Annotated in this window: 21 protein-coding genes and 1 riboswitch; of the genes, 16 read left to right on the top strand and 5 right to left on the bottom strand. The window is 36.2% G+C overall.

Features of this window, described 5'->3' with window-relative positions; translation table 11 throughout:
• The first annotated feature begins 77 nt into the window (after positions 1–77).
• From GQR59_RS13100 to GQR59_RS13065, 8 genes are all read left to right on the top strand, one after another.
• Entirely contained in the window at positions 78–716 is a 639-nt protein-coding gene (locus GQR59_RS13100; protein ID WP_160063402.1) for a histidine phosphatase family protein, read from the top strand.
• The gene (locus tag GQR59_RS13095; protein WP_236546762.1) at positions 713–1,636 is read left to right on the top strand and encodes a cobalamin biosynthesis protein CobD/CbiB; all 924 of its coding nucleotides are present in this window, start codon (positions 713–715) and stop codon (positions 1,634–1,636) included. The genes GQR59_RS13100 and GQR59_RS13095 overlap by 4 nt, the downstream gene beginning before the upstream one ends.
• A 73-nt stretch (positions 1,637–1,709) precedes the next feature.
• On the top strand, positions 1,710–2,786 hold the full coding sequence (locus GQR59_RS13090) for a threonine-phosphate decarboxylase (protein ID WP_160063400.1): 1,077 nt from the start codon (positions 1,710–1,712) through the stop codon (positions 2,784–2,786).
• 212 nt (positions 2,787–2,998) lie between these two features.
• The gene (locus tag GQR59_RS13085) at positions 2,999–3,448 is read left to right on the top strand and encodes a DUF302 domain-containing protein (protein ID WP_160063398.1); all 450 of its coding nucleotides are present in this window, start codon (positions 2,999–3,001) and stop codon (positions 3,446–3,448) included.
• A 265-nt stretch (positions 3,449–3,713) separates the two neighbouring features.
• Positions 3,714–4,475, top strand: coding sequence for a transporter substrate-binding domain-containing protein (locus GQR59_RS13080; protein ID WP_160063396.1), 762 nt, complete (start codon positions 3,714–3,716; stop codon positions 4,473–4,475).
• 366 nt (positions 4,476–4,841) lie between these two features.
• Positions 4,842–5,021: riboswitch (FMN riboswitch) on the top strand.
• A 294-nt stretch (positions 5,022–5,315) separates the two neighbouring features.
• The gene (locus GQR59_RS13075; protein WP_160063394.1) at positions 5,316–6,239 is read left to right on the top strand and encodes a DMT family transporter; all 924 of its coding nucleotides are present in this window, start codon (positions 5,316–5,318) and stop codon (positions 6,237–6,239) included.
• A gap of 463 nt (positions 6,240–6,702) precedes the next feature.
• The gene (locus tag GQR59_RS13070) at positions 6,703–7,662 is read left to right on the top strand and encodes a YHYH protein (RefSeq protein ID WP_160063392.1); all 960 of its coding nucleotides are present in this window, start codon (positions 6,703–6,705) and stop codon (positions 7,660–7,662) included.
• Between the two features lie 96 nt (positions 7,663–7,758).
• Positions 7,759–8,283 carry a hypothetical protein gene (locus tag GQR59_RS13065; protein WP_160063390.1) on the top strand — a complete coding sequence of 175 codons (525 nt, stop codon included), beginning with the start codon at positions 7,759–7,761 and terminating at the stop codon, positions 8,281–8,283.
• Between the two features lie 244 nt (positions 8,284–8,527).
• Here GQR59_RS13065 and GQR59_RS13060 read toward each other — a convergent pair whose 3' ends face one another.
• Entirely contained in the window at positions 8,528–11,914 is a 3,387-nt protein-coding gene (locus GQR59_RS13060) for an EAL domain-containing protein (protein WP_160063388.1), read from the bottom strand.
• 457 nt (positions 11,915–12,371) lie between these two features.
• Here GQR59_RS13060 and GQR59_RS13055 point away from each other — a divergent pair, with 457 nt between their 5' ends.
• The 3 genes from GQR59_RS13055 (at position 12,372) to GQR59_RS13045 (ending at position 14,792) form a co-directional block, all read left to right on the top strand.
• Positions 12,372–12,755: a VOC family protein gene (locus tag GQR59_RS13055; RefSeq protein WP_160063386.1), complete on the top strand. Its 384-nt coding sequence runs from the start codon at positions 12,372–12,374 to the stop codon at positions 12,753–12,755.
• A gap of 394 nt (positions 12,756–13,149) precedes the next feature.
• Complete coding sequence (locus GQR59_RS13050; RefSeq protein WP_160063384.1) at positions 13,150–13,773, top strand: YitT family protein; 624 nt, start codon at positions 13,150–13,152, stop codon at positions 13,771–13,773.
• Positions 13,774–13,907: 134 nt separating this feature from the next.
• Complete coding sequence (locus GQR59_RS13045; RefSeq protein ID WP_236546761.1) at positions 13,908–14,792, top strand: alpha/beta hydrolase; 885 nt, start codon at positions 13,908–13,910, stop codon at positions 14,790–14,792.
• 162 nt (positions 14,793–14,954) lie between these two features.
• On the opposite strand, the gene GQR59_RS13040 is transcribed toward GQR59_RS13045, so the two are convergent.
• The 3 genes from GQR59_RS13040 to dgcN all read right to left on the bottom strand — a co-directional run bounded on the left by GQR59_RS13040 (position 14,955) and on the right by dgcN (position 17,903).
• The gene (locus tag GQR59_RS13040) at positions 14,955–15,812 is read right to left on the bottom strand and encodes a D-amino-acid transaminase (RefSeq protein WP_160065177.1); all 858 of its coding nucleotides are present in this window, start codon (positions 15,810–15,812) and stop codon (positions 14,955–14,957) included.
• Between the two features lie 98 nt (positions 15,813–15,910).
• Positions 15,911–16,888 carry an N-acetyl-D-Glu racemase DgcA gene (gene dgcA, locus GQR59_RS13035; protein ID WP_160063382.1) on the bottom strand — a complete coding sequence of 326 codons (978 nt, stop codon included), beginning with the start codon at positions 16,886–16,888 and terminating at the stop codon, positions 15,911–15,913.
• 10 nt (positions 16,889–16,898) lie between these two features.
• Positions 16,899–17,903: an N-acetyltransferase DgcN gene (gene dgcN / locus GQR59_RS13030; protein WP_160063380.1), complete on the bottom strand. Its 1,005-nt coding sequence runs from the start codon at positions 17,901–17,903 to the stop codon at positions 16,899–16,901.
• 1,052 nt (positions 17,904–18,955) lie between these two features.
• On the opposite strand from dgcN, the gene GQR59_RS13025 reads away from it, so the two are divergent.
• Positions 18,956–19,642, top strand: a complete 687-nt coding sequence (locus GQR59_RS13025) for a DUF1826 domain-containing protein (RefSeq protein WP_160063378.1) — start codon at positions 18,956–18,958, stop codon at positions 19,640–19,642.
• A 348-nt stretch (positions 19,643–19,990) separates the two neighbouring features.
• On the opposite strand, the gene GQR59_RS13020 is transcribed toward GQR59_RS13025, so the two are convergent.
• Positions 19,991–21,112 (bottom strand): hypothetical protein, encoded by a 1,122-nt coding sequence (locus GQR59_RS13020; RefSeq protein ID WP_160063376.1) that lies wholly within the window; start codon positions 21,110–21,112, stop codon positions 19,991–19,993.
• Positions 21,113–21,690: 578 nt separating this feature from the next.
• Here GQR59_RS13020 and htpG point away from each other — a divergent pair.
• The 4 genes from htpG to GQR59_RS13000 all read left to right on the top strand — a co-directional run bounded on the left by htpG (position 21,691) and on the right by GQR59_RS13000 (position 26,288).
• Positions 21,691–23,595 (top strand): molecular chaperone HtpG, encoded by a 1,905-nt coding sequence (htpG, locus tag GQR59_RS13015; RefSeq protein ID WP_025565901.1) that lies wholly within the window; start codon positions 21,691–21,693, stop codon positions 23,593–23,595.
• 132 nt (positions 23,596–23,727) lie between these two features.
• Complete coding sequence (adk, locus tag GQR59_RS13010) at positions 23,728–24,372, top strand: adenylate kinase (RefSeq protein WP_160063374.1); 645 nt, start codon at positions 23,728–23,730, stop codon at positions 24,370–24,372.
• A 335-nt stretch (positions 24,373–24,707) separates the two neighbouring features.
• Positions 24,708–25,289: a C40 family peptidase gene (locus tag GQR59_RS13005; protein WP_201288105.1), complete on the top strand. Its 582-nt coding sequence runs from the start codon at positions 24,708–24,710 to the stop codon at positions 25,287–25,289.
• Positions 25,290–25,400: 111 nt separating this feature from the next.
• Positions 25,401–26,288 (top strand): LysR family transcriptional regulator, encoded by an 888-nt coding sequence (locus GQR59_RS13000; protein ID WP_160063372.1) that lies wholly within the window; start codon positions 25,401–25,403, stop codon positions 26,286–26,288.
• Positions 26,289–26,302: the final 14 nt, after the last annotated feature.

The following is a 26,302-nucleotide window of genomic DNA, read 5'->3' as shown; positions in this document are numbered from 1 at the left end:
TTTGATTGCTATTAATGGGAATCAAATTTGATTAACGCTGTCCAATTACACCTTCTGATAAACATAAGAGCTGACATTTGAATAACAAAACTACTTTTTATCTTGCTCGTCATGGACAGACTGAATGGAACGTTGAGCGTCGTATTCAAGGGCAGCTTGATAGTTTTCTCACGTTAGAAGGTGAACAACAAGCTTCACAGTTAGCTGTTCAGTGTCGTGCGTTAAATATCACCCAGGTGTTAACTTCTTCATTAGGACGTGCCGTTCAAACGGCTAACATTTGTGCAGAACAGTTAAATATAACCGTTAAGTCTGTTCCTGGTTTTGAAGAGCGTCATTTTGGTATTTGGCAAGGTAAGTTAGTGAGCGAAGTGAATGGAGATGTTAATTATAATGAAATCACCTCACACATTACTGACTGTAAACCTGAACACGGTGAAAGTGCAAAAGAGTTATTAGCACGTTTTACAAAAGCATTAATTAACCAGTTACAAACGGCGAATAATGAAACTTTTTTAATTGTCAGTCACGGCGATATTTTGCGATCTTTTATGGCGAAATTTAATGAACCCTTATTATTGGAAGTATCATTATCTGAAGCATCATCATCTAAAACATCACCAAAAAAAGTATTAAGTACTGGTTATGATTATAAAAATGCGCAATTAATTGCCATGACTTATGATCAAGAAACAGGAACGTTCTCAAAATTATGATATTGCTGTTTACCTTGATAGCTGCGCTGGTGGTGGATCATTTCATTGGCGAGCCTACCCGTTTTCATCCTTTAATTATATTTGGTAACTTTGCCAACAAATTAGAAAAAAAATTCAATAAAGGTAACTATAAACAACAATTTATCGGTGGCCTTATCGCTTGGTGTTTATTAGTTTTACCATTGCCATTACTGTATGTTCTCTTGCTTTGGATTTTACCTATTTATCTGATTGTGTTAGTTAATATTTATATTGTTTACTGGGCAGTGGCATTAAATAGTTTGAATCTGCACGGCATGCAAATTTATAAACCATTAATCAATAATGACTTAGCACAAGCACAACATTATTGCTCTTATATCGTGAGCCGTGATACTAGCCAATTAGATGCTCAAGCAATCAGTCGAGCAACCACCGAATCTATGCTTGAAAATGGCCATGATGGTGTCACTGCAACGCTTATCTATTTTGTTATTGGCGGAGCGCCGCTAGTGATAATACATCGCTTGAGTAACACCTTAGATGCAATGTGGGGTTATCGAACTGATCAGTTTAACTATTTTGGAAAATGCAGTGCGCGAATGGATGATCTATTAGGATTTGTCAGTGCTAAAATCACCACATTATTATTTGTCGTGATTGGTTTATTTAATAGCACGGCTAAACAGGCGTTAACTAATGCATACCAACAAAGCCTTGAATATAAAAGCCACAACGGTGGATGGGTAATGGCATCTGGTGCAACGGTTCTTAAAGCGTGTTTAGGTGGTAGTGCCGTTTACTTTGGCAAGACGGTTGTCTCTCCACAATTAGGTGAGGGAGAGGTTGTGCAAAGTAAACATATTAAAGCGAGTTTACGGCTAGTGAAACAAGCTGTTATCTTGTGGATGTTAATTATTTTTGTCTGGTCATTTTTCTGATTTTTATAGTAAATAACTATTCAAAAACCTGCCATTTACGTATTCATTTTATCAATTAAAAAGGTAGTAAATCATGGCCATTTTACATGGAGGTCAACTCAGTCGTGTTGCAACACAATACCAAATTCCAGAAAATGAATGGTTAGATCTATCAACGGGTATTGCGCCATTCAGCTATGGTATTCCAGTCATTCCAGCTAAAGCTTGGCAAGATCTTCCGACTATATCGTCATCTCTCATTGAAGCGGCTAAACATTATTACCATGCTGATTTTTGTTGGCCTGTCGCGGGAAGCCAGCAGTTAATAGAAAAGCTCCCTGAACTATGGACTGAAAAGTTAAATGAAAAGCTAAATCAAAGGGAAAGTGAAAAGTACGATGTAAAAAATAATCGAGTGGAAAATGCTGAAATCAAACACGCTTATCTACCTAAGGTCGGTTATAAAGAACATCAACAAGCTTGGTCTAAAGCCGGTTATCAATTACACTTTTATCAACAATGCTTACCGGGCAATATCGAGAAAAATAGTATTGTTGTGGTGATTAACCCGAATAATCCGCTCACAGATACCTTTACCGTTTCACAACTTCTAAGCTTAAAAAAGCACTGCGAACAACAACAAGCGTTATTAATTATTGATGAAGCCTTTGCAGATATATTCGCTCCAGCATTTAGCTTTATTCCCCATATTATTAATCATCAACTCGCGCATAACGATGTGATCGTATTACGTTCATTTGGTAAGTTCTTTGGGTTAGCGGGCGTACGTATTGGCTTTGCCTGTAGTACTCAAGCATGGTGTGAAACGATTAAAAATAGTATTGGTCCTTGGTCTATTAATGGCCCTGCTTTATTTATTGCAGAGCAAGCGTTGCAAGATAAACAATGGCAAGTTGAGCAAAATAAACGTCTCGATCAACAAAGTCACATCATGCAACAGTTATTGAAAACATACCTTCCTAGTGCACGTGTTGAAGCTAATGCTTTATTCATTACAGTGTTTTTAATTAATGCACCGGTTGTATATGAGCAACTATGTCAGCAAGCTGTCTATGTACGGTTAACCGATGAAAACAATGCACTTCGTTTTGGCCTTACTGACAAGGTTAATACACAACGTTTATCCGACGCATTAGCAACGATTGTTTAATATTTATATTTAAACGTAAAGAGTCGTCTTAATCATCCTTTATGCAATAACCTATCTACTATCAAAATATGTGAGCGCTGTAAAATTGTTAATGTTTTTCATTGCTCAATATCTATAAAGTAAACTAGCCGCATTATAAATTTGATGGTACTTTAATTTATCTTTACCCTTAACGTCATACTTATTTAAAACTCACATAAAGAGAAATAATCATGAAAAAATTTATTACGTTACTATTTTTATCACTTTTTATCTCAAGTTATGCCAATGCCGCAGATGGATTAATCTCTGTTGAAAGTAAACATTCAGTAAAAGAAACAGCTGATAAATTTGCCTCAATTGTAGAAAGCAAAGGGTTAACTTTATTTGCACGTATTGATCATCAAGAGAATGCCGCCGGTGTGGATTTAACCTTAAGAGAAACTGAAGTTATTCTTTTTGGTAGTCCTAAAGTGGGAACACCACTGATGCAATGCGCACAAACAATGGCCATTGACCTACCTCAAAAAGTGCTCGTATGGAAAGATGCAGATAACAAAGTATGGCTTTCATATAACGACCCTGAATACCTAAAACAAAGACACAGTATTGAAGGTTGTGATCCGGTAATAAAAAAAGTGTCTAACGTATTAAGTGCGTTAACGGGTGCAGCTGCTAAATAAGCGCTACACAGTTTTTATTACAGTCTTAATCTCTTTTATAAGATTGACATGGAACGTTAGTGAATAAGCTAACGTTCTTTTATCTTTTTTAAACGGTTAAAGTTAAATATTGGATAGCTAAGTTCATGATTCTGATGCATTATTCTTGATGAGTTATCTCGTTTCGATTTAAATAGTAATTCACCAAGAGCAATTTCAATATTAATGCGAATCTCAATATTAATACCAATGTAACTAACAACTATCACCTAAAATAAGGACATTTATGAAACTATCTCATATCGCTTTGATTACCATTGCCTCTTTTAGCTTTAATGCTCAAGCAGATCTACTTGACGATATTCAAGAAAAAGGTGTCTTAACTGTCGGCACTACGGGCGACTACAAACCTTTTACCTATTTTGATGGTAGTGACTACTCTGGTTATGATGTTGACGTTGCAAAACATTTTGCAGAGCAACTAGGTGTGGAAGTTCGCTTTGTAAATACCACGTGGAAGCACTTAGTTTCAGACCTAAAAGATGGTAAATATGATATCGCAATGGGAGGGATTACACGTCGTATGTCCCGTCAATTAGCCGCAGAACAATCTCAAGGTTACATGACATTCGGTAAAGTATTTTTAGTGGCTAATGGTAAAGAGGCGCAATACGATACGTTACAAGAAGTGAATGTACCTAGTGTTAAAGTTGGTGTGAATATCGGTGGGACTAATGAGAAATTTGCAGAGCAGTTTTTAACTAAAGCGACTGTAATAAAGTATGAAAATAACTTGGATGTACCTAAAGCTGTTTCAGCAGGGACAGTTGATGTGATGGTAACTGAAACGCCAGAAGCACTGTATTACCAAACAATAGATAAAACGCTACAAGCGGTGAGAGAAGAAAATCCGTTTACTAAAAGCCAGTTTGGTTACTTAATGCCCACAGGTGAGCAACGTTTATTAAATACGGTGAACTTCATTATGGATGAAATGAAGCTAAAAGGTGTTGATGAAACGTTAATGAAGAAAAACTCTTTAATGTAAATGTTGAGGTTATCTTTAAAAATAGCCGATGAAATGGTGTTTTTACTTTTTTAATCTAAGCATTTTTTAAATGTACTTTTTAAGTATATGTTTAAGCCTAGCTAACTGAGCTAGGCTTTTTTATGACTAAGCTTTTTTTGTTTTTTTAGCTTTGAAGCATTGCTTTAACCCGCTATAGGTTATCGATGCAGAAATAATAAAGATCTAAGAAAATAGCGAATAAGCCTGTCTAATAAACATTGCCTATAAAGAATAAAGTGTGAACTCCATCATTTAGCTTGTTTTTTAAAAAAACCTTATTAATATAACAATCAGTTAAACGACTTTATTTATTGTTCATAACAATGAGTAAAGGTCCTTTAGCTAACTCGACTTCAGGGCGGGGTGTAATTCCCCACCGGTGGTATTTTTACAGAATATAATTTTCTAGTAAAAGAGCCCACGAGCGCCTAGCTTTATCAAGGTAACTTTTGATAAAGCTAGGGTCAGCAGATTTGGTGAGACGCCAAAGCCGACGGTTATAGTCCGGATGGAAGAAGATCGATAACAGATAGATTTATTATAGAGTGAAAACAGATCAGGCTAGGCGATGACTTATGCGCATGATTATTTCTGTCATTTGTCTTTGTTACTTTAGTCACAGGGTATTTCCCTGTGCTTATTAGCATGGTTTAAGTACCTAAAGTTATCCGTCATCACGCTATAAGTTTACGGCGATTTTTGTACTGTAAAATTTAAGTCTATTTGTTGGATTCTTGAGTGATTAGATTTGTTTGATCCTATTGAATCATGTTCTTTCCAAGCTCTGTCCTTCTCTCCTTTTTTGTTTTAGGAAATGTAATGACAGGTATTATCTTTATTTTTTTCGCGTGCCTACTTTGGGCCGCAGATACATTAATTCGCTACCCCTTACTTTTTGGTGGCTCCAGTGCGCAACAAATAGTGTTATTTGAACACATAATTGTATTTGTTGTATTGATTGGTATTTTTGTATTTAAGCGTCGTAAACCAAGCTTTTTAAGTCGTGGAACCTTACTACCATTTATTGTGATTGGTGTTTTTGGATCGGCTCTTGGAACATTGGCTTTTACCGAAGCTTTCTATCTCGCTAACCCAACCGTGGTTATTTTATTGCAAAAGCTACAGCCTTTAGTTGCTGTGACCTTAGCGTGTGTTTTATTAAAGGAACAAATCAATCCTCGCTTCTTTTTCTGGTTAGGTCTTGCTTTATTGGGAAGCTTATTACTTATTTGGCCAGATTTACAAATCCTCTCCGCTAGTTTTCAAGAAGGCAATATAGAACATAATAACAATGCATTATTAGGTTATGGCCTTGCTTTATTTGCCGTAGTTAGTTGGGGATGTGCCACAGTATTCGGTAAAAAACTCAGCACTAAAGGTTTAGATAGCGTGGACTTAATGGCTGGCCGTTTTAGTTTTGGTTTATTAGGGATGTTACCTTTTGCCTTTATGACACCAACCCTAATCACAACGGTAGAGATAAGTGTTTTACAAAAAATAGCGATACTCGCTTTGCTCTCTGGTGTATTAGGTATGTATTTTTACTACCAAGGCTTAAAGCGTATTCCTGCTCACTGGGCAACACTCGCTGAAATGTTTTTTCCGGTCGCCGCTATTTTTATTAACTGGTTATTTTTAAGTGTTGAAATGACACAAATTCAATTGGTGGGTGCCGTTACATTGATTGCAGCTAGTACGATGGTGCAACGAAAGCCAATGGAAAGGGCGGTTGAAACTGCTTAATAGTGACTGCTTAATTGTTAGATTGCCTACATTTAGGCTCTTTGAATAATAAAGAGCCAAATACCAATCACAATAAACGCTTATCTAGTTTACTTGTTAAAACAACCCACTTCCTCGTTGTAAATTTCGTAAAGGTAACAGCCATTAAAGCATTAACCTCTTTTGGTTAATTCTTCGATAAACGATTAACGAAGTTAATCTTCGAAAGGCTCAATTTACGCCTTGAATTGAACTGTTTTTCCAGCGAAATTTTAGATAATATATTTAAGGAAATCGATGTAATACGTTGCTTTAGCTACTTTTTATTCTCAATATTGACTACCATTTCCTTATTTAAATAATCCATTTTTAGCTTGTTACCTCAAGTATTTCAACTTACTTAAGTCGATTATTGTATTTTGCACGGTGTTTGCACAATTAATCGTTATTGTTGCTTAAATTTAATTAATTTGAGCTAGATACAATGCAAAATTATGGTGTTAATGCAGTAAAAATATTAAAAAAATTGTCCGTTGTTGCTATTACTTTTTCATTAGTCGCATGTGGTTCAGGTGTTGAGACAACAACAGAAACAACAACCGTAGAGTCTACTACAGAGTCAACCGATGGAGTGTTATGTGACTACTCATACAGCGAATATAACGATTCAGAGTCAGTACAGGCAACAAGTACTTCTAACTGGAGTTGCAGTAGTAATACTCGTGATTTAGTGGCTAATGGTATTCCTGACCATGATGTCGGAGAGTTTCCTAACGAAGATAATCCAAATACTATCTATGAACAATCAGTCAGTGAAAGCTTTACCTTAACACCTGTTGAAACAACAAGTTCGACTACTTTAGGTGGGCCGCGTGGCAATATAGGTGTGGCGTTAAATGGTATTAAAATTGATGCAGGCACAGCAGGGAGTTGTGATGACTCAGGAGACAGTTGTAGCTTAATTGATAACAGTGGTAATTGGAGTATTGAAGCATTAGGTCAAGATGCATTTGATTTTGGTACTGACAGTAATAATGCACACGTTCAGCCTGATGGAGCTTATCATTATCATGGTATGCCAGAAGGGTTTATTGCGCTTCAAGGTGGCGATAGCTCGATCATTACATTAATTGGTTGGGCTGCTGACGGCTTTCCTATTTACGCTCGGTACGGTTATTCCGATGCAGGTGATGCAACGTCAGACATTAAACTTATTACTGGTAGTTATCAATTAGTCAGTGACATTAGTGATAGTCGTCCATCGACTGATATCTATGCACTTGGTTCATTTTTGCAGGATTGGGAATATGTTGAAGGTTTCGGTGATCTTGATGAGTGTAATGGTCGTGTAGGTGTTACTCCGGAGTTTCCTGCTGGGATTTATCATTATTATGCAACAGATAGTTACCCATACTTTCAACGTTGTGTAAAAGGCCAGCTTTAACTTTGCTAATAAGCCTTAAAAAAGTATGAAAGATATATTGGATAAGCATCGTCTTAAAAGTAGTTTTAAACATCGTCTGAAAAAATGTGAGATAAAATGAAGTTTTTTAAAAATATACTAATAACTACAGCCAGTATTGGCCTGTTAATTACTCCGGTTATGGGCTCTGCTCATTTGATGGTGGCTGAAAATGGTACGCTAAACTTTGTTGATGATAATGTTTATATTGTTTTGTCATTACCTATTTCTGCCTTTAAGGGCGTTGATGATAACAAAGATGGACATGTTTCTTTGCATGAATTTAATGCACATAGAACAGAGATAAGTGCGAATGTGATGCATAACGTTTACTTATCAGACGTTAATAACAAGTTTAATATTGATGGTTTGTTACTTAATCCATCTACATCTCATCAAAATACTTCTGAGGTCGAGCACTTGACGATTATGGGACGTTACTCATTACCAACACTCACTACTAAAGTCAGTTTTAACGTCAAATTGTTTAGTGGAATTCAAAAGCTGCAACACTACGACATTACTGCGACTAATAAAAAACAAGCGCTTCACAATAAGTTTCAACTTAATCCAACGACCTCGTCTACTATTGTATTTAAATAGTTAAACTAAAAATAATCGCTTACTGAGGTTGATTTTAGCTTACGATTTTATCGTAAATTAATTATTTTATTGGGTTGCGCGTTTTTATGTTTTCATAAATATTCGTTACGAAAATTCACATTCCTGTTCAATTGTTATTTGTCATTAGGACGAAGTGTTAAACAACGATTAGGTGTTGTCATACTCCATAAGCGAAAATCTACTCGCCTTAAAATTAATTTAGAAAGGCTAACTAGACTAACAATTAATGCTTATTATTTTTGCTCCAATTTTCTAATAAAATAGGGATGTCTTGCGCTTTAACGGGTTTAGAAAATAGATAACCTTGTAACTCTTCACAATCTAAGTTCTTCAAAAAATCCCATTGTTCTTGTGTTTCTACACCTTCTGCAATTACTTTTAATTTAAGCCCTTTGGACATCATAAGAATTGCAGGAACAATGCTCGCGTTTTCTTCGTTATTAGCACAATCATGAATAAATGAACGGTCAATTTTTATAATATCTACGGGTATTTTATGCAGGCAACTTAAAGACGCATAGCCTGTTCCAAAATCATCAATGGCAATTGTAAAACCATAATCAGATAATTGTTGTAAAGTCGTTTGTGCTTTTTGATGATTATCAAAAACCGCATTTTCTGTGATTTCTAATGTAATGGTGCTTGGATCTATTTGTCTTTCTTCAAGTATATTAATGAATTCAGTTGCTAAGTTTTTATTTTGAAACTGTTTTGCTGAAACATTAATAGAGCATTTTAAATGAATGCCTGAACGGATCCATTTTTGTTGTTGTATACAGGCATTTTTAAAAACACGGAGTCCAATTTCTTCAATTAAACCAGCCTCTTCTGCTAAAGGGATAAATTCTTGTGGATTAAGGCCATGATACTTTTCTGCGGGTAAACGGAGCAATGCTTCGACACCACATATTTCACCAGTAGTACTTTTAACTTGTGGTTGGTATACAAGAAAAAAATCATTTTCACGCAGTGCTGTATGCAAGGTATGACGAATCTTTGCGGTTCGATTAAGTGAATCTTCTAACCCTTGTTGATAAAAAGAAAACTGGTTTTTACCACTGTGTTTTGACAGGTACATCGCCTTATCAGCTCTTTGTAATAAGATTTCTGATTGTTCTCCATGCTCTGGGAATACTGCAATACCAATACTGGCGCTAATAAAAGCAACTTGTTCTTTAATGGTCACTGGGACGGATAATGTTTTTACGATTTCTCTAGCAATGTCCGCTGCAAATTGGTCATGCTCGATATTCGGTAATATCAGAATAAACTCATCGCCAGCAAAACGGGCTAATATATCTTCACTTCGTAAACATTTTTTTAATCGCTTACTCACTTCTATTAATAATAAATCACCACCATCATGCCCTAATGAATCATTCACTAATTTAAACCCATCAAGATCGATAAATAGTAAAGCAAATTCAAGTTTCTGCTGTGTTGATGTTGAGATCATTCTGTTCAAATGTTCATTGAATAATACTCGATTAGGTAAGTTGGTAAGAGGGTCTTGGTATGCAAGCATTCTAATATGCGCTTGTTGTGCCTTAAGCTCTGAAATATCTTTATAAGCGCCACGGTAGCCAATGGTTTTCCCATATTTAATAATAGGGTTACCCGTGGCAAGCAGTACTTTTTCACTGCCATCTTTGTGTTGGTAACGTGTTTCAAGACCTGCTAGCTCATCTTGATTTTGCATCGATTTTATTAGTTTTTGTAGTTCGTCTGTAGCGTATTTAGCAATAAAATGTGTCATCGGCTGACCAATAATCTCTTCACGGGAATAGCCTAATACTTGTTCGACGCCATCTGAGCTGTATTTAAAATGTGCTTCTGTATCAATTTCCCACAACCAGTCTGAGGCACTATGAGCAATGTCACTAAACTTCTTCTCAGCTTCACTTAAGTGATTGACGTGAATCTGATTTTTTAAAGCAGAGGAGAACAGAGTGAGTAACCCTTCATATATAACACCTTTACGTACAGCAAGGTCTAATATACAAGTACCAATAAAATCTTTTTTAAAAGATAACGGCATAATAACTAAAGCAAATAATGGGTTATCGTTTTTAATATTGGGTGGAATTAATTCTGAAGCGGGATAGGGGATTTTAGATATCGCCAAGCGTTGCTTATCATGCATTGCAAATACACAATTCATTTGTGTTTTATCTTCACCTAAGTCTTCAAAAATACTGATATAACAATCATTAAAATGTAAGTCCTGCTGTAATTGCAGTGCTATTTCATCAAAATTGAGTTCTGAATTTAATTGAATGCCGATTTCCCTCATCGTACCAAGCTGTTGTTCTGTTTCAAAGCTACGATAGTGGCCTGCTTTTACATGGCATTGCTGTACTATTTTAAATAGATCACTCGCAATATTGATAGATTTACTTTTGTTTTCAACACGTTCAATTGACTGTATTAATCGATGGTGGATAACTTGCGTAAGTTGACCCCATAAGAATATTTGGTCTGTTTTTAACGTTGATTCTAATAGGTCACTAAAGTACCCAATTAACTGATAACTCTCTTTATCTTGTAAGTCCGTTAGTAGCATTGTTGATAATGTGGAAGCAATATCAGGGGGAGCATATTCTCGTTGATCTGATGGGAGGTGGTTAATGACTTGCGCTAACTCCATTTGAATATTTTCTATTGTTAGCATTTTTTCAGAATGCTCTGCATTAACTAAGTTAGATGATTGAGATAACCCCATATCAGCTTGATGACACCCACAAGATTGTCTTACGACTAATGATGTTGGCAGTACTGTATTGTCGGTGATGACCTTCCCATCAATAATATCAATTAGTTTTTTAGCTGCATACCATCCCAGATCATAGGTGGGTTCAATAATACTGGTTAGTGGTGGATCGGCAAAAAGGCTGTTCATATTGCCCATACTACCGGTCACAATAATATCTTCTGGTACTTTTATACCTTTCTTTTTTAACGATGAGATGATTGAAATAGCTTGGCTATCGGTACTGACTACAATTGCCTGAGGCCATTCTTGCTTGGGTTTTTCTAGTAGTTCATCAAGCCTTGGTATTGAGGCATTAGTGGACATATCACTGGTGATATACATGCCAGGGTCAAAATGTATTCCATACTGTTCTAATGTCGCTTCAAAAAGCTGTTTCTTACGTTGGCTAGAAAGATGATCGCCTGTTGGACCTGCAAAGGCAAAACGTTGAACATGATGTTGATTGATCAAATGTGTGACTAAATCTTCAATACCTTGCTGAGGACTATAACCAACATCGAGATAACCTGGGATAGAACTCGTCACCGTGATCACGGGGATATGAGAGAACTGTTCTAAAAATAGCAGTTGTTGTTCCAATGAAATAAAGCGACTCAGTGCGCCCATGGGAATAATTAAACCATCAATGGCATCTTTATCAATTAGCTCAAATATTCGGTCTCGAGACATATTAGTTTTAGCTGGCTTAGCAAATTCTGCCCCACTAAAACAGAGAGTATTATATTGTTGTTGCTGAGCGTAATCTTTAGCACCAAAAATAATACCTTCAGAAAAAGGGGTTGCCATCATATTGGTTAATATTGCGATAGTCGGAAAGTTATTCTTTAGAAGGCTCATATTCATTTAATCACCTTAAATAAATATCCACTTCCTTTCTGTTGATAGTTGTTAATACCCACCATAATAATCATATCTCTATCCTTGAGCTTTTGAATTTTTTAATGAGTGCGTTCTCTTCTTGTGAACGCTTGAACTGTTAGCGGAATAAAAGTATCGAGGTCATCTTTCAGCATGATTAATTCAAGTTAGTACGGTATTCACTAATCAAACAATTAACTAATCAATCTACTAAACAGCTTTTAAAGTGCTAAACATGGCTGGTTTTTAAAAAAGGTCAAAAGAATAAAACGACTTTGGTTTATATTAACACGAGACTCTGAAACGTGGTGCACATGACGATACAATTAATTCATTACGATTTTATATATATTGATTATTTAAATTTTACTAAACAATTCAGGATTAAGAGATTAAAGTATGAAGCGCATATTTGAATACTAACAGAGGATATATAATGTTTAGTCATGTAGTACTAGGTACAAATAACATTGAGCAATCAAAGAAATTCTATGATGCCACCATGGCAGTGTTAGGTTACCCAGAAGGCGTAATCGATGAAAAGGGGCGTTGTTTTTATTTCACTTCTGAAGGTGTCTTAGGGCTGACTTTACCTATTAATGGCGAACCAGCAACGGTTAGTAATGGCATGACAATCGGTTTTAAAGTTGCGAGTCCAGAAGTAGGCGATAAATGGCATGCAGTTGGTTTGGTTAATGGTGGAACTGCTTGTGAAGAGCCTCCTGGTATCCGAATTGGTCCCGCTAAAACATTGTACCTTGCATATTTACGCGACCCATCAGGTAATAAAATTTGTGTTGCACATATTTTACCTAGCTAAAATGAATGAGTATTAACTAGTTAAAATAATGGCCTCTGCCAGACTAAAGTGAATGGGAGTTATACCGATTACATTAAATATGTTATCTAAATTTTGCGCTGGAAAAACAATTCAATTCAAGGCGTAAATTGAGCCTTTCGAAGATTAACTTCGTTAATCGTCTATCGGAGAATTAACCAAAAGATGTTAATACTTTAATGGCCATTCCCTTTACGAAATTTACAACGAGGAAGTGGGCTGTTTTAACAAGTAAAATAGATAAGCTATTTATTGTGAGTGGTATTAGTATTGAGTCATTTTTGTACTCGTTCATTAATTCCCTTTTTAATGGGTTCACTGATTGTATCGTCGACCTAATAAATAACTGACAACTTAATAAAAGGATATTGTTTTTATGTCAGATTCTGCATTAAATAAAATAGAAATATTAACCCGCCATCGATGGTTTGAAGATGCAATGGCAATATTAATCGGCACCAGTTTAGTGTCTTTTGGTGTTGTTTTTTTAAAGCATGCGGGTCTTTTAACGGGTGGTACGGCTGGCTTATCACTTTTAATTCACTACAAGCTCGACATTCAATTTGGTTTGGTATTTTTTCTTATTAATTTACCCTTTTATTACTTCGCACTTCGTCGCATGGGCTGGATATTTACCCTCAAAACCTTCGTAGCGGTATTCCTTGTATCAACATTCTCATCGTTACACGGCAAGTTTATTGATATCCAATCGCTCAATGCAGTTTATGCAGCTATCTTTGGCGGCTTTCTGTTTGGTGTCGGGTTTATTATTTTATTTCGCCATAAAGCCAGTTTAGGCGGATTCAATATTTTAGCTTTATATCTACAAGACAAGTATTCGATTAAAGCAGGGTGGTTATTAATGGGAGCCGATTTGACCATTATGTTAATTTCATTATCTGTCGTATCGTTTTATCAGTTAGTGTTATCGATAGGATGTGGGGTGGTGTTGAATGTGATCATCGCATTAAATCACCGTAATGATCGCTATAACGTGTGATTTCATGATGTTATTTTTAGCTGCTTTCTTATTTTCGTTATGATGTTAATAATGAACTCAGTTCGATCTAAGTTATGATCTAAGTGACGTTATAACCGTAATAACCTATTTACCAATAAAAAGATGAGCGTCGATTGAAAAGAATATTAATAGTTATTGCACTCATTCCTGTTGCGGTTCTAGTTTTTGCATTCATAAAAGACAGCACCGTGACTGGGCTTAACATACTCAATACTGGTGTTTCATTATTGTCAAATATGAGCGTACAAAAAGACATCGTTTTTGATACTAACAAAGGCTTAAAGCTTGATATTTATAGCAACGCCGATTGGAAAGACAATACTAAGCGTCCTGTCATTATATTTTTTTACGGAGGCGGTTGGAGTTGGGGAGACAAAGCTTACTTTACCTTTGTGGCCGATAGCTTTGTGAAAAAAGGCTACGTTGTTGTGATCCCTAATTACACACTTTACCCGGCAGCAAAATATCCAACGTTTGTGAAAGATGGTGCGAAAGCGGTGGCATGGGTAAATGACAATGTGTCCGAGTTTGGTGGGGATGTTAAAAATATGTTCGTTACGGGACATTCTGCCGGTGCTTATATTGCAGCTATGGTCGCATTTAATGACCAATATTTAGCGGTGGAGAATAAATCAACATCAATTATAAAAGCCGTAGCAGGAATTGCTGGCCCGTATAATTTCACGCCTAAAGCGCAAGAGTATATTGATGTTTTTGGTGAAGAAAATTTCGATGATATGAAAATTCAACATCATGTCAACGGTAATGAACCACCCGCATTGCTTATTCACTCCGAAGGCGATACTACGGTAGGTCTCTTTAATCAAAAACTAATGGAAGAGGCTCTGACTGCAAACGGGGATACTGTTGAGACGTTAGTCTACGGGCAGGAAATAACACACATAAAAGTGTTAATGAAGTTACATCCGTGGTTTGCAAATGAAGTGAATGTTGCGTCTGATATCGATGCATTTTTTAAAGGTGTAAAAAACAAATAAAAAGGCAAATAGTGACTTCTATTTGCCTTTCATAATATTGATTTTTTGGTACAACAATTACTTAAGCGCTTTAAGCTTGCGCTTACTTACTTGTACTTACTTATTTGTGCTTAGTTAACTGTTTTTAGAGAATAACGTTTTTAATAAAACACTTAACTCATCTTATTCAGCTGTTTTTGTTGCTAATTCAATGTAAATCTCACGCAATTTCTTCGCTACATTACCTGGTTTACCATCACCGATAGTGTGACCATCAATTTCAATCACAGGCCATACAAAAGTGGTTGCTGAACTAACAAATGCTTCAGCCGCTTGATACGCTTCTTCAGCCGTAAATAAACGTTCTTCAATTTTGATACTTTCTTTTTCTGCAAGTTCAAGTAATGCCTTACGTGTAATACCGTGCAAAATGTCATTACTTAATGGACGTGTTACTAACACACCGTCTTGCGTCACAATATAAGCATTATTTGAACTGCCTTCAGTGATGTAACCATCTTCAACTAACCACGCGTCATCAACTTGTTTTTCGATGGCACCTTGTTTAGCCATACATGGAGCAAGTAGACCCACTGTTTTGATATCTCGGCGTTTCCAACGAATATCTTCAGTAGTAATCACTTTCATGCCTTTCGTTGCTTTTGGACTATTTAATAGCTCACGCGCTTGAGTGAATAACACTAATGTCGGCTTCACATTTTCAGGGTAACCAAAGTCACGATCGCCAGCAGAGCCACGGCTGATTTGTAAATAAATACCGCCTTCATTAAGCGTATTCTTTTTAATGAGCTCTTTTTGAATGTTGGTGATTTCTGCTAGTGTTACAGGTAATGCTATTTGTAATTCATTACATGAACGCTGTAAGCGAATCATGTGGCCTTCGTTGTCGACTAATTTACCATTAATCACCGCCGTTACTTCATAAACGGCATCGCCAAAAAGAAAACCACGATCGAAAATAGAAACCTTAGCTTCATCTTCTTTAAGATACTGACCATCTAGGTAGACAATACGTCCCATCATTTAATCCTCGTAATATAGCGATAATCTGATTCTCGCTATTTATAAAATAGATAACCTAAATTCATTAACTTAAAATTTGGGTTCTTGTTAATGAATTAACCCCAAAGCGCTGCTTGGTAAACATTCATTAGACTTTCATCAAATTGGATGCCTGATTGACGATCTTCAGCCAGTAATAATGGCCCATCAAGATCAACAATTTGAACATTTTGCGCAACGATAAAAGCAGGTGCCATTGCAAGCGATGTTGCAACCATGCAGCCAACCATAACCTGTAATCCTGCTTTCTCAGCTTCTTCTTTTAAAGCGATGGCTTCTGTTAAACCACCGGTTTTATCCAGCTTAATATTGATCATGTCGTAGCGACCAATAATATTTTTTAAGCTACTGCTATCATGGCAAGACTCATCGGCACAAAGTGTGATTGGTCGAGGTAAATGGGCTAGAGCCGCATCATCACTTGCCGGAAAAGGCTGTTCAATCATTTCAACATTTAATTTTACGAGCTCAGGCACCATCTCTAAATATTGTGCTTCATTCCAACCTTCATTTGCATCTACGATAATACGTGCATTAGGCGAACCTTCGCGAACAGCTGCAACACGTTCCACATCACCTTCACCTGCAAGTTTTAACTTGAGCAATGGTCTGTGTGCATTTTTTATTGCCGCTGCTTTCATTCGTTCTGGTGTGTCTAAAGATAATGTGAACGCAGTAATGACTGATTCAGGCTGTGCAACTTCAAGCTGTTGCCAAATACGTTGGCCTGATTGTTTGCAAGCTAAATCCCAGTAGGCGCAATCTAATGCATTACGTGCAGCGCCTGCGGGTAATAAGGATTGCATTTCTTGTCGGGTTAACCCGGCTACTATCTTGTCTTCTAAAGCCGCCAGTTCAGCGATCACTGACTCGATTGATTCATCATAGCGAGCATAGGGAACGCATTCTCCACGACCAGTATGTTCACCTTGTTGCAGTTCAACTACAACAACATTGGCATGGGTTCTACTACCTCGAGAAATAGTAAAAGATCCTTCAATAAGCCAGCTTTCGTCTAGTAGGTTAACCTTCATTATTCAGCCCTTAAATTTTTGCTAATGCTTCAACAATACGACTAACGCCTTCACGGAATGGGTCAACTGCTGGCAGGTTAAATTCTGCTTCAACTTTTGCTAAGTATTCTGCAGCTTCAGCTTCAGACAGTTGTGAAGTATTAACCGAAATACCAACAAACTTAACAGCTGGGTTAGTAATGCGCGCCATTGTTAAGTTAAGTTCCATACATGTTTTTAAGTCTGGAAGTGGGTAAGTTGGTAAGCCACGCATATGTTCACGTGTTGGCTCGTGACATAATACCAATGCATCAGCTTGTGAACCGTGGATAAGACCTGCTGTTACACCTGAGAATGAAGCATGGAATAATGAACCTTGACCTTCAATAACGTCCCAATGATCTGCATCGTTTGCAGGTGCAATAGTTTCAACAGCACCAGCAATAAAGTCAGCCACAACAGCATCAATACTGACACCTGAACCACTAATCAAAATACCTGTTTGGCCCGTTGCACGGAAACTTGTTTTCATACCTTGTGCTAGCATTTCTTTTTCAAGTGCTAACGCGGTGTACATTTTGCCCACTGAGCAGTCTGTACCTACTTGTAATACACGTTTACCAGAGCGTTTTAAGCCGCTTGCAACTGGGAATGTTTGTGTTGGGAAGCGAACATCAAATAAGTTACGACCTAAGCTATCAGCTAATTCTTTAAGTTCTTTAATATCAGTTAACTTGTTATGTAAGCCCGATGCTAAATCCATACCGGCTTCTAATGCTTCTTTTAAGATAGTTAACCAATTATCTGAAATAATGCCACCACGGTTAGCAACACCAATCACTAATGTTTTAACGCCCGCAGCTTTTGCTTGTGCAATATCCATGTCTGTTAAACCACAGTCTGCTTTACAATCTTCCATACGGAATTGACCAGCACAGTATTCTGGATGCCATTGTTTGATGCCTTGTGCAACTTTAGCTGCTAGAGGATCTTGTGCATCGCCTAAAAATAATAAGTAAGGTTTTTTAATTTCCATATTGATATTCCCATTGGTAGTAGAGTTTATTTTATTATTGCCTAACGGCTCAGTTGCACTGTTTTAATCATGCTTAGATTCAAATAATAATGCATCAAAATAATTAGACTAGCTAGTCTGATATAGCAGGTTATATGCCAACACACAGAATTTTAATTAATTTATCTAAAGCACTTCTCATCTTAGTAAATGTTATTTTGCTATCAATTACTCTAGCAGTTTTGCTTTAGTCTATAATGCTTATTTATGGTTGAATTGTAGTTTATTATTCTGTTGTTGTTTATTTTGAATATGATGGAGAGTTTTTTGTTTTGTTGTATTTTTTTCTCTATTTTTTACTAAAAATAAATAAACAGTTAAAAACGTCAATTTGGTTTTTTAATTAATTGTCATTTTTAATCTTAAATTTAAAAAACCTTTATATTTGCACCTTTGTGGCGTGTTTTTTATTTAGATTGTTCATTTTTGGTGCAGCTTGATTAACGTTCCTTATTAAAGTATTCAAAATAATGAATAAATTACTCGTCAAATAACTAAGCGTTATTTAATGTTTTATCTAGTTTTTTGTTGGTTATATTGTGCTGAAAAATAAGTGTTAAGTAATTTATTCCTCTGTTTGGGTGAGCCGTGGGGTTTTCTGTATTGGTTCTGTGTCGAGCTTATTGGTTTGAATGTTATTCGCTTTGATTTTCCTTGTGTGGGGAGACTCGCTTCTATCCAAGTAAAGTTATTCACCTATGACTGAACTCAAAGATTATTTCACTTTTCTTATTGTTTGAATCCAAGTTGCTTTATGGCCATATCCCAAATCATTAATCCATCTTCCTTAAACATACCCTCTATTGACAAAGTTTACTTTGCTCAGGATAATGCTTTTTATAAGGTTATGTTATAACATAACAATTTAATTGATATAATTAAATTGATTTAACTCTTTTTTATAAAAAGAGATAAACCAAGCCTCGATCACTGACTATTAAATTAAGTTGAAATGTTACATGGCAAAGTCCATTGGATAACATGACAAGATCCATTTCTGCATAGGAACAAGTATGAACGTGACAAACTCTGACTACACTCTCGATATTGATACCTGCTGTGAGCAAGTAACAAAAGTTCGACACTCCATTCAGGGCAATGAGCCTCACATTTTTACTGATATCTATCGAGCAGATGTGAATATGGCTATTTGGCAGCGTCCATTATCATCAACATTATCAGATTCTGTCAGTATTTTTTTAACAGAAAAACCAAGGTTTAAAGCGTCGATGACTGTCTCACCGCAAAGTGTACTAGAGAGCATTAGCGAATCGTTAGGGGCTGAAATGCACGAACTCAGTGAAAACATTGCTGAGCTGGTGGAGATGTTTTGTTGTTTGTTTGAACTTAAGCGTGTTGGATTGCGTTTAACCGTAGTTGATAGCGCGATGTGCCCCAAGTTTCATGTCGATAACGTACCTTGTCGTTTAATAACAACCTTTCAAGGTGTCGGCACAGAATGGTTACCTCACCAAGTGGCGGATAGAGAAAAACTAGGCAGGGGAAGTAACGGAAAATCCGATAGTGAATCTGGGATATATCAAAATAAAAATGATATACAACAACTTAATTGTGGTGATGTCGCTTTATTAAAAGGCGAACATTGGGAAGGAAATGAACAAGCAGGACTGGTACATCGATCTCCTGCGTTAACATCAGATGAACGACGTTTGATATTGACACTTGATTTTAGTTATTGATTCAGACAAATGAAGTAGGGAGTTTGATACATTTGTATTGAGCATTTTTTAGCTTTGGTTCGTCTACGCTCATCGTGGCACTTTAATATTTCTTAGTAGTATTTTCGCCCTGTCGGCGACATACTTTTTCTTACCAGAAGAATAAAGTAAGCAAAAAGACTGGCACCCAATTCGTTTTTTAATCTGAATAAATAACAGCCTTCTTTACGCATCGCTCATACTCGACATCCATGTCTCGAAATGAGCTAGCAACGGCATCCCTGCCTTAGCTTGCTAAAGGCAGTTATTGATTCAGAAAACGAGATGGGAGTTTGATGTAGCCACTTTAAGTAATGGTTATATATTTAACTATTCCAGAGTATTAATATCCATACTCTGGTGGTGTTTACTCAGCATTAGTTTTACTTTTAAAGAGAGTAAATTGTTTGAATCATGAACAGAGAAATTGTATTTATTATTGCTTGATGTATTAAATCTTTTTAAATAATAATCTACAAGTGGATCATTTTTCGTGCTGTAAACCCAAGAATAAAACTTTCCTAATTCATAGCTTAATTCTTTCACTAATTCTGATTTAGGAGATAAAATCTTGCTGTTTAATAAATCATTAATTAGCATATTTTGTAAATTATATTTAATTTCTGCAATTAAAGGTTTCAAAGACTCTTTATAATCTGATTCGATTTCTTTTAGTTGTATATCACAAACATTAGTTTCAAAAATAATAATTAGATCGTTAATTATCCCATTGTAATAATCATTATTAAGCCTAAGTTTAGATTCTTCTTTTAGTCCGTATAACATTTCAAGAGGTTCAGTTTTATCGTGAATAATCTTTGTACATAAGCTTTTTTTAAACTCTTTAAAAATTATATTTATTTCAGATGATATTACATCAAGGTAATTATATCGTTTGATTAGGAACTGAATTAATTCCTGTGAATTTAAATGCATAGTTAAATCTGATTCCCCAACTTTATTGCTATAAAGGTGGACTGTTAATTCACTATTAGACATGTGGCTATCAAAAGGCCAGCTTGCAAACCGTCTACTATCTGTATTTTTTAAGTTTACTGGGTGTGCTCCAAAGCATGCTCTAATTGATTTGAAATAGGTATTATCATCTTCGTTATCAAAAAGCCTATTTTTGAAGCATTCTCTATCATTTGGAAAAGGAAGTGTTTTGGGATTAATGAATACTCTGTGAAGTTGAAAGATAGATTCAGAAACAAGGTCAATAGATGATATTAATGAGAACATTTGCATTGCTCTAGTGTCAATATTATCACTTTTCTCTGGTTGGCTTTCTAGGTGTCTTACAGAAACAGTTAGCCAATCCATGCATGAACAAACTAAGTTAAATAAATTTTTACCATTTTTATTTTGGTACTTTTCAAAGATAAAATTTGAATTAGAGTTAATTAAATCCCTGAAGTTTGAAATTTTATTAGAGTCTATTGGAATTAACATTATTTACTCATAGCATTATTATTTATTGAAAATAATATCACAAAGCTTTGCACACTGGAGACTCAACACTCACCCTTTGCATTTTCTTAACATTAACTACTGTTTTCGTAAGTGCAAACAGGGCATTTCTGCTAGGCTCGCATCCGAACATGGATGTGTAGTCCAAGATGTTATGATTAAAAACGTTCGTTAATGTTAAGGTTAAAATATGAATGGAGGTAGCTTTCTTTTGATTCTTTTTTCTTTGGCCATTTAAATAATTTTTCTTATTCAGACTGCGAAACTGCGTTTTGATTCTTCAGTCGCTATTCGTCAACAGGGCTAAAATACTGTGAATAAAAATGAAACTGCTACGACGAGCGCAGGAGAACCAGGCCTCAAAGTAATTAGTGATTTCACGATTTAAGACAAGCCAATTTCAATGCTATTCATCAATCCTCAAAAACTGAACAAAAATGACAGTCATCACATCAACACTAAAAAAAATCACATTTCCTCTTGAAATCGCTTCAACTGTCTCCATCTATAAAGTATCTAAGTAAGACCAATAACCACTTGTTTAAGAGAGAAATAGAAATATGGAAAAGCAACAAAATCATACTTTCAGTGCTGATACAGGCAAACTGCTTAAATTAATGATCCACTCTTTATACTCAAATAAAGAAATTTTCCTACGTGAACTCGTTTCTAACGCTGCAGATGCTGCTGACAAACTACGTTTTAAAGCGCTGTCTGACGGAAGTTTATTCGAAAACGATGCAGACTTACGTGTACGTATTAGCTTTGATGAAGAAGCAAAAACAATCACTATTAGCGATAATGGTATTGGTATGACGCGTGATGAAGTCATTGAACATTTAGGTACCATTGCTAAATCTGGTACAAGTGACTTCTTCGAGCAATTATCTGGTGATCAAGTTAAAGACTCTCAGTTAATCGGTCAATTCGGTGTTGGTTTCTACTCGGCATTTATTGTTGCTGACAAAGTAACTGTTAATACACGTAAAGCGGGTGAAGATGCGTCTACTGGTACTTCTTGGGAATCTGCTGGTGAAGCTGACTATACGGTAGCTGATATTGAAAAAGCAGATCGTGGTACAGAAATCATCTTACATTTACGTGATGATGAAGCTGAGTTCTTAAACGATTACAAACTACGTAATGTTGTCTCTAAATACTCTGACCACATCAGTATTCCTGTACAAATGTTCAAAGATGCTGTGCCTGAGTCTGACGGTCCTGATGGCGAAAAAGTGCCTGCTGTTGAAGCAACATGGGAAACCGTTAATAAAGCAACTGCTTTATGGAACTGCGCTAAAAGCGAAGTGAATGACGACCAATACAAAGAGTTCTATAAGCACATCGCTAATGACTTTGAAGATCCACTAACATGGTCTCATAATAAAGTTGAAGGTGAGCAAGAATACACAAGCTTACTTTACATCCCTAAACGTGCGCCATACGATTTATGGAACCGTGAAAAAGCACATGGCCTAAAACTATACGTTCAACGTGTATTTATTATGGACGATGCTGAACAGTTCATGCCAACGTACTTACGTTTCGTGAAAGGTGTGTTGGATTCAAATGACTTACCGTTAAACGTATCACGTGAAATTCTACAAGATACACGTGTAACGACTAAGTTACGTAGTGCTTGCACTAAGCGTGCTCTTTCTATGCTAACGAAGTTTGCTAAGAAAAATGAAACTGAATACAACGCGTTCTGGAAAGAGTTTGGCCAAGTATTAAAAGAAGGCCCAGCTGAAGATGCAAGCAACAAAGAACAAATTGCTAAGCTATTCCGTTTTGCTTCAACTGAAGCGGATGTTGCAGATCAAACTGTTTCTTTAGATGCTTATATTTCACGCATGAACGAAGAACAAGATAAAATTTACTACATTACGGCTGATAGCTTTAATGCGGCTAAAAACAGCCCACACTTAGAGATCTTACGTAAGAAAGGTATCGAAGTGTTATTACTATCAGACCGTGTTGATGAGTGGTTATTAAGCCATTTACCAGAGTACGATGGTAAAGCGTTTATCAGCGTAACACAGGGTGATTTAGACCTAGGTAAACTAGACTCTGAAGAAGAGAAAAAAGAGCAAGAGAAACAAGAAACTGAATTTGCTAGCTTCATTGAACGTGTTAAAGCAGTACTAGGTGATAAAGTGAAAGATGTTCGTTTAACACAACGTCTAACGTCTACACCAACGTGTATTGTTGCGGATAACGATGACATGAGCACGCAAATGGCTAAATTGATGGCACAAATGGGACAACCTGTTCCAGATAGTAAGCCAATCTTTGAGCTGAACCCTGAACATTCGATGATTACTAAATTAGCTGATATGGCCGATGAAGAGTTATTCGCAGAGTGGACTGAGCTGTTATTACAACAAGCAGTACTTTCTGAAAAAGGTAGTTTAGATGACCCATCAGAATTTGTTGCTCGAATTAATAAGTTACTATTAGCTTAATTAATCGCTTAATATTTTAATAAATGTGTTGAAGGCCTGCTTATGCAGGCCTTTTTTGTTGATATTCTTGAGAAATTCCTCGCAACGGTGTAAATTTCGGTCTGGAATTTATTAATTATATAGGAAGCTATAATGCGCATTATTTTATTAGGTGCTCCAGGTGCTGGTAAAGGAACACAAGCCCAGTTCATGATGGACAAATATGGTATCCCACAAATCTCTACGGGTGACATGTTACGTGCCGCTGCAAAAGCAGGTACTGAACTTGGTTTAAAAGCAAAAGAATTAATGGATGCGGGCCAATTAGTCTCTGATGAATTGATTATTGGATTAGTAAAAGAACGTATTGCACAGGAAGATTGCGCAAAAGGTTTTTTACTAGATGGTTTCCCACGTACAATCCCACAAGCTGATGCAATGAAAGAAGCGGGTGTTATTGTTGATTTCGTACTTGAATTTGATGTGCCAGACGAAGAAATCGTTAAACGTATGGCTGGTCGTCGTGTTCATTCTGGTTCAGGCCGTACTTACCATATCGTTTACAATCCACCAAAAGTGGAAGGTAAAGATGATGTAACAGGTGATGAACTTTCTATTCGCCCTGATGATGAAGAAGCAACAGTGCGTAAGCGTTTAGATATTTACCATTCACAAACTGCACCGCTTATTGCTTATTACAAGAATGAAGCTGCGCAAGGCAATGGTGCTCATCATAAGTTTGATGGTACTCAAGCCGTTGACGTGATTAGCACTGAACTTGCTGAGATCTTAGGTTAAGTTTTTAATCTATAAAATATTTGTGAGGGGCGTAAGCCCCTTTTTTGTTTGTTGTTAGTCTTATTATTTTGTATCTGTTCGATCTATTAAGGTTGATAAACGCGATAAAGAAGTATCGATAAATGGCATTTCTTGATTACGTTTCTATACTCAACCTCACATTAACAAATTAGCAACGCTATTAATTACTACGGTAGCTAATAGAGGAGCTAATCGTTTAGTTGTAGAAAATAAAAACCTATTTATAAACAGTGATGGTCAATTAATCATTGTTTTTTGCGCAAATGACAATGATGCACAAATCGCATTATTTACAAACTTGGTAGAATAATTAGATGACAAGCGTAATCAAAAATTACTTTCGACATGGTAGCTTATTAGCTTTGGTTTTATTATTAGCCGCTTGTAGCTCATCTCCGCAGCAAGCTGAAATCAAAACAGTCACTAATGCAGGTAATAAAACACTGACTAAAAGTGAATCTAAAGAAGCCAAAGGTCATCATTCTGATAGCGCAAAAAGTTCAGATCAAGAGATGAGCCCTGAAGATTTGTTGTATGTGTTATTACGTAATGAATATACTCATTGGGTCGGGAGTCCTTATAAGTATGGCGGCAATACATTAAACGGAATTGATTGTTCTAGCTTAGTTCAACAAGTGTTTGAAAATAGTTTTAATATTGATTTGCCTCGCACCACTGAGTATCAGGTTAAAAAAGGTATCTCTATTAAAAAGAGTGAGTTGGAAGTCGGTGACTTGGTGTTCTTTAAAACCGGTCGCAGAACGCGTCATGTTGGTATCTATATGGGTGATGATGAGTTTTTCCATGTATCAACAAGCCAAGGTACTAAAATTTCTTCACTATCTAATGTGTATTGGAAAAAACATTACTGGCAATCTCGTCGAATCATTGATTAGCTAAATAGCTAAACAACTAAATAGCTAAACAACTAAATAGTTAAACAACTAAATAAACAGCTAGGCTTAATTTAAACCTAAAGGCGAGTGTATTGATGACGTTGGCTTGTAATGAAATCTAATTATTCCCTTGATGATCTGCGTAGCTTTTGCACTATTGTGAAACTCGGTAGCTTTAAAAAAGCTTCGGATAATCTTGCCATTCCTCTATCGACATTAAGTCGCCGCATACGTCAATTAGAAGACGATTTACAATTACGCTTATTGAATCGAGATGCACACCGTGTCACGCTAACGCATACGGGCAGCCAATATTATGACCGTTATTGTGCTTTGTTTGATGAGCTAAATGGCATAGAGCTAGACCTCAATGAAGAGAAAACTAAACCCAAAGGTAAAATTAGAATTACTGCCCCTATTTATTTAGGTAAACATTTTTTACGCGCTATCTTTTGTGACTTTTTATTAGCATATCCTGACATACAATTAGATTTACGCTTTTCAAACAGTTTGATTGATATTGAAAAAGAAGGGATAGATGTTGCCTTTAGAATGAGGAACCCAACGATTGATGATTGGGTTGTTCGGCAGCTTAAATTTACACGTAATGTGTTATGTAGCCATCCTAGCCAATCCTTCGTCGATATTACTCACCCTGAGCAATTAGAGGCGTTTCCTAAAATAACCAGTTTTCGTTTAGTGCCTTGGCAATTAGAAAATCAACGTACAGGTGAAAAATATAATTATCATCCTACTAACTTGGTTCGACTTGAAGTGGATGAAATTCAGATGATGACTTATGCCGTGAAAACAGGGCTAGGAATTAGCTATATCCCTGACTATATTGCCTTGCCGATGATTGAACGGGGAGAAGTGAAACAAATTCTTCCCGATTGGCAAAGTGAAGGTCAGGCATTTTCGATGCTGTACCGCGATAGAAAAAATATCCCATTACGCGTTAGGCTATTTATTGAATATGTATTAAAGCATCTTGCTTAAGATGCTTTATTTAA

Origin of the sequence: Psychromonas sp. L1A2 (genome assembly GCF_009828855.1) — a bacterium.
In the GTDB taxonomy this organism is placed as follows: Bacteria; Pseudomonadota; Gammaproteobacteria; order Enterobacterales; family Psychromonadaceae; genus Psychromonas.
This window is presented reverse-complemented; position numbering and strand designations above follow the sequence as displayed.

Excerpts from the sequence above, each read along its gene's own strand:
- GQR59_RS13095 (WP_236546762.1), top strand. The coding sequence starts at position 713 with ATGATATTGCTGTTTACCTTGATAGCTGCGCTGGTGGTGGATCATTTC.
- GQR59_RS13090 (WP_160063400.1), top strand. The coding sequence starts at position 1,710 with ATGGCCATTTTACATGGAGGTCAACTCAGTCGTGTTGCAACACAATAC.
- GQR59_RS13085 (WP_160063398.1), top strand. The coding sequence starts at position 2,999 with ATGAAAAAATTTATTACGTTACTATTTTTATCACTTTTTATCTCAAGT.
- GQR59_RS13080 (WP_160063396.1), top strand. The coding sequence starts at position 3,714 with ATGAAACTATCTCATATCGCTTTGATTACCATTGCCTCTTTTAGCTTT.
- GQR59_RS13075 (WP_160063394.1), top strand. The coding sequence starts at position 5,316 with ATGACAGGTATTATCTTTATTTTTTTCGCGTGCCTACTTTGGGCCGCA.
- GQR59_RS13070 (WP_160063392.1), top strand. The coding sequence starts at position 6,703 with ATGCAAAATTATGGTGTTAATGCAGTAAAAATATTAAAAAAATTGTCC.
- GQR59_RS13065 (WP_160063390.1), top strand. The coding sequence starts at position 7,759 with ATGAAGTTTTTTAAAAATATACTAATAACTACAGCCAGTATTGGCCTG.
- GQR59_RS13060 (WP_160063388.1), bottom strand. The coding sequence starts at position 11,914 with ATGAGCCTTCTAAAGAATAACTTTCCGACTATCGCAATATTAACCAAT.
- GQR59_RS13055 (WP_160063386.1), top strand. The coding sequence starts at position 12,372 with ATGTTTAGTCATGTAGTACTAGGTACAAATAACATTGAGCAATCAAAG.
- GQR59_RS13050 (WP_160063384.1), top strand. The coding sequence starts at position 13,150 with ATGTCAGATTCTGCATTAAATAAAATAGAAATATTAACCCGCCATCGA.
- GQR59_RS13040 (WP_160065177.1), bottom strand. The coding sequence starts at position 15,812 with ATGGGACGTATTGTCTACCTAGATGGTCAGTATCTTAAAGAAGATGAA.
- dgcA (WP_160063382.1), bottom strand. The coding sequence starts at position 16,888 with ATGAAGGTTAACCTACTAGACGAAAGCTGGCTTATTGAAGGATCTTTT.
- dgcN (WP_160063380.1), bottom strand. The coding sequence starts at position 17,903 with ATGGAAATTAAAAAACCTTACTTATTATTTTTAGGCGATGCACAAGAT.
- GQR59_RS13025 (WP_160063378.1), top strand. The coding sequence starts at position 18,956 with ATGAACGTGACAAACTCTGACTACACTCTCGATATTGATACCTGCTGT.
- GQR59_RS13020 (WP_160063376.1), bottom strand. The coding sequence starts at position 21,112 with ATGTTAATTCCAATAGACTCTAATAAAATTTCAAACTTCAGGGATTTA.
- htpG (WP_025565901.1), top strand. The coding sequence starts at position 21,691 with ATGGAAAAGCAACAAAATCATACTTTCAGTGCTGATACAGGCAAACTG.
- adk (WP_160063374.1), top strand. The coding sequence starts at position 23,728 with ATGCGCATTATTTTATTAGGTGCTCCAGGTGCTGGTAAAGGAACACAA.
- GQR59_RS13005 (WP_201288105.1), top strand. The coding sequence starts at position 24,708 with ATGACAAGCGTAATCAAAAATTACTTTCGACATGGTAGCTTATTAGCT.
- GQR59_RS13000 (WP_160063372.1), top strand. The coding sequence starts at position 25,401 with ATGAAATCTAATTATTCCCTTGATGATCTGCGTAGCTTTTGCACTATT.